We start from the raw sequence: 2,598 nt of genomic DNA on the forward strand, positions 1-2,598 counted from the left end.
TGCGTATTCCAGACCAAGCCTGCCACTGATTCCACGCGAAGCCTGCCACCCATTCCACGGCAAAGCTGCCACTGATTCCAGGGCAAGCCTGCCACCCCGGCAGGCAGCCTGAGGGCACCCAACAGAGCCCCCCGACGCGGGATAACTCAACGGTACCCTGACCCTTTCCACACGGAGGGGGACAGATGCCAGCAAAGAGGTTATCCATGCGTAAAATCAAAGAGGTCCTGCGCCTTAAATGGGCCCAGGGCATGAGCAATCGCAAGATTGCCACCAGTTGCGGCATCGGCCGCCCCACCGTCAGCGAGTACCTGCGCCGCGCTGCCGACGCCGGCTTGAGTTGGCCGCTGCCGGCCGACCTGGACGATAGCCGTCTGGAGCGGCTGCTGTTCCCGCCACCACCGGACCTGCCCGCCGAGTCACGCGGCATCCCCGACTGGCAGCAGGTCCATCAAGAGCTCAAGCACAAGCATGTCACCCTGTTCCTGCTCTGGCAGGAGTACCGCCAGGCCTATCCTGATGGCTACCAGTACAGCTGGTTCTGCGAGCACTATCGCGCCTGGCAGGGCAAACTGGATGTGGTCATGCGCCAGGACCACCGCGCTGGTGAGAAGCTGTTCGTGGACTACGCGGGCCAGACGGTACCGATTATTGATCGCACCACCGGCGAGGTTCGCGAAGCACAGGTCTTTGTCGCCGTGCTGGGCGCCTCCAACTACACCTACGCCGAGGCGACCTGGAGCCAGAGCTTGCCGGACTGGATCGGCTCCCACGTTCGCACCTTTCGCTTCCTCGGCGGTGTGCCTGAGGTAGTGGTGCCGGACAACCTGCGATCGGGTGTCAGCAAAGCCCATCGCTATGAGCCGGACGTCAATCCCACCTATCAGGATATGGCGTCCCACTACAGTGTGGCAGTGCTGCCAGCCCGGGTGCGCCGACCGCGTGACAAAGCCAAGGCGGAGAATGGTGTGTTGGTGGTCGAGCGCTGGATACTCGCCGCCCTGCGTCGCCGCCAGTTCTTCTCCCTGGCAGAGCTTAACGCCGCCATCAGTGCGTTGCTCGGTGCTCTCAACCAACGCCCCTTCCGCAAGCTGCCGGGCTGCCGCCGGGGCCACTTCGAGCAACTGGATCGGCCGGCGTTGCAGCCCCTGCCGGCAGAGCCCTACGTCTACGCCGAGTGGAAGAAGGCCCGCGTGCACATCGATTACCACGTGGCCATCGACGGGCATTACTACTCGGTGCCCCATGCGCTAATCAAACGGGAAGTGGAGGTCCGCATCACCCGCAACACGGTGGAGTGCTTCCACCGGGGCAACCGGGTCGCGAGCCACCGGCGCTCCGACCACAAGGGGCGCCATACCACAGTACCGGCCCACATGCCGGAGTCGCACCGCCAGGCCGGGGAGTGGTCGCCCGAGCGGTTGATGCAGTGGGCCGCCAGGACAGGGCCCGCCACCGAGAAGCTGATCCGTACGGTGCTGGCGTCGCGCAAACATCCGCAGCAAGCCTATCGCTCCTGCCTGGGCATCCTGCGCCTGGGCAAGGCCTATGGCGATGAGCGCCTGGAAGCCGCCTGCCGGCGGGCACTGACGCTGGGCAGCTGCCGCTACAAAAGCATCGAGTCGATCCTCAAGCATCGCCTGGACGAGCAACCGCTGGAGGAGCAGCAGGAACTGGCGCTGCCCGACACCCACGACAACATCCGCGGTCCCGCGTACTACCACTGAAGGAGCCCACCATGTTGAAGCATCCCACCCTGGACAAACTCCAGACCCTCAAATTTACCGGCATGGCAGCGGCGCTGGCTGACCAGATGGTTACGCCCGACATCGATGATCTGGCCTTCGAAGAGCGCCTCGGCCTGCTGGTGGATCGAGAGATCACCGAGCGCGAGAACCGCCGTCTGAGCAACCGATTGCGCCGGGCCAGGCTACGACACGTTGCCGCCCTGGAGGACATCGACTACCGCAACCCCCGGGGGCTGGACAAAGGGTTGATCCAGTCGCTGGCAGCCTGCCAGTGGGTGAAGGAACACCTCAACGTCCTCATCACCGGCCCCACTGGCGTGGGTAAAACCTGGCTGGCCTGCGCTCTGGCCCACAAGGCCTGCCGTGAAGGATATACCGCGCAATACATCCGTCTGACCCGGCTGCTGCGGGAACTAATGATCGCCAAAGGCGATGGCAGTTACCCGAAGCTGCTGGCCAACCTCGCCAAGGTCGACGTGTTGATCCTCGATGACTGGGGCTTGATGAAGCTGAACGCGGAGAACCGACGTGACTTGCTGGAGGTGTTGGAAGACCGCCACGGCCGATGTTCAACCGTCGCCACCAGCCAGTTGCCGATCGAGGAGTGGCACGGCGTGATCGGCGATGCGACCCTGGCCGACGCCATCCTGGACCGGCTGGTACACAACGCCTACAAGATCAATCTGAGAGGAGAATCCATGCGGAAACGCCAGGCCAAGTTGACGGACACCACGGCTTCCGAGTAACAATGCAAACCCCGCGTCGCTACGCTCCGATGGGTGGCAGCTTTGCTCCGGTCCGGGTGGCAGCCTTCAAATGGAATGGGTGGCAGACTTCAGCGGTATACGCA

General features: G+C 63.7%; 2 protein-coding genes. Both read left to right on the plus strand.

Translation table 11 applies throughout. From position 1 onward, the window contains the following. The first annotated feature begins 185 nt into the window (after positions 1-185). Positions 186-1,727, plus strand: coding sequence for an IS21 family transposase (gene istA, locus FVW59_RS19470; RefSeq protein ID WP_148066048.1), 1,542 nt, complete (start codon positions 186-188; stop codon positions 1,725-1,727). Between the two features lie 11 nt (positions 1,728-1,738). Then, on the plus strand, positions 1,739-2,494 hold the full coding sequence (gene istB / locus FVW59_RS19475) for an IS21-like element helper ATPase IstB (protein ID WP_148066049.1): 756 nt from the start codon (positions 1,739-1,741) through the stop codon (positions 2,492-2,494). Positions 2,495-2,598: the final 104 nt, after the last annotated feature.

It is taken from the genome of Parahaliea aestuarii, assembly GCF_008064635.1.
Taxonomy (GTDB): domain Bacteria; phylum Pseudomonadota; class Gammaproteobacteria; order Pseudomonadales; family Halieaceae; genus Parahaliea; species Parahaliea aestuarii.

Excerpts from the sequence above, each read along its gene's own strand:
- istB (WP_148066049.1), top strand. The coding sequence starts at position 1,739 with ATGTTGAAGCATCCCACCCTGGACAAACTCCAGACCCTCAAATTTACC.
- istA (WP_148066048.1), top strand. The coding sequence starts at position 186 with ATGCCAGCAAAGAGGTTATCCATGCGTAAAATCAAAGAGGTCCTGCGC.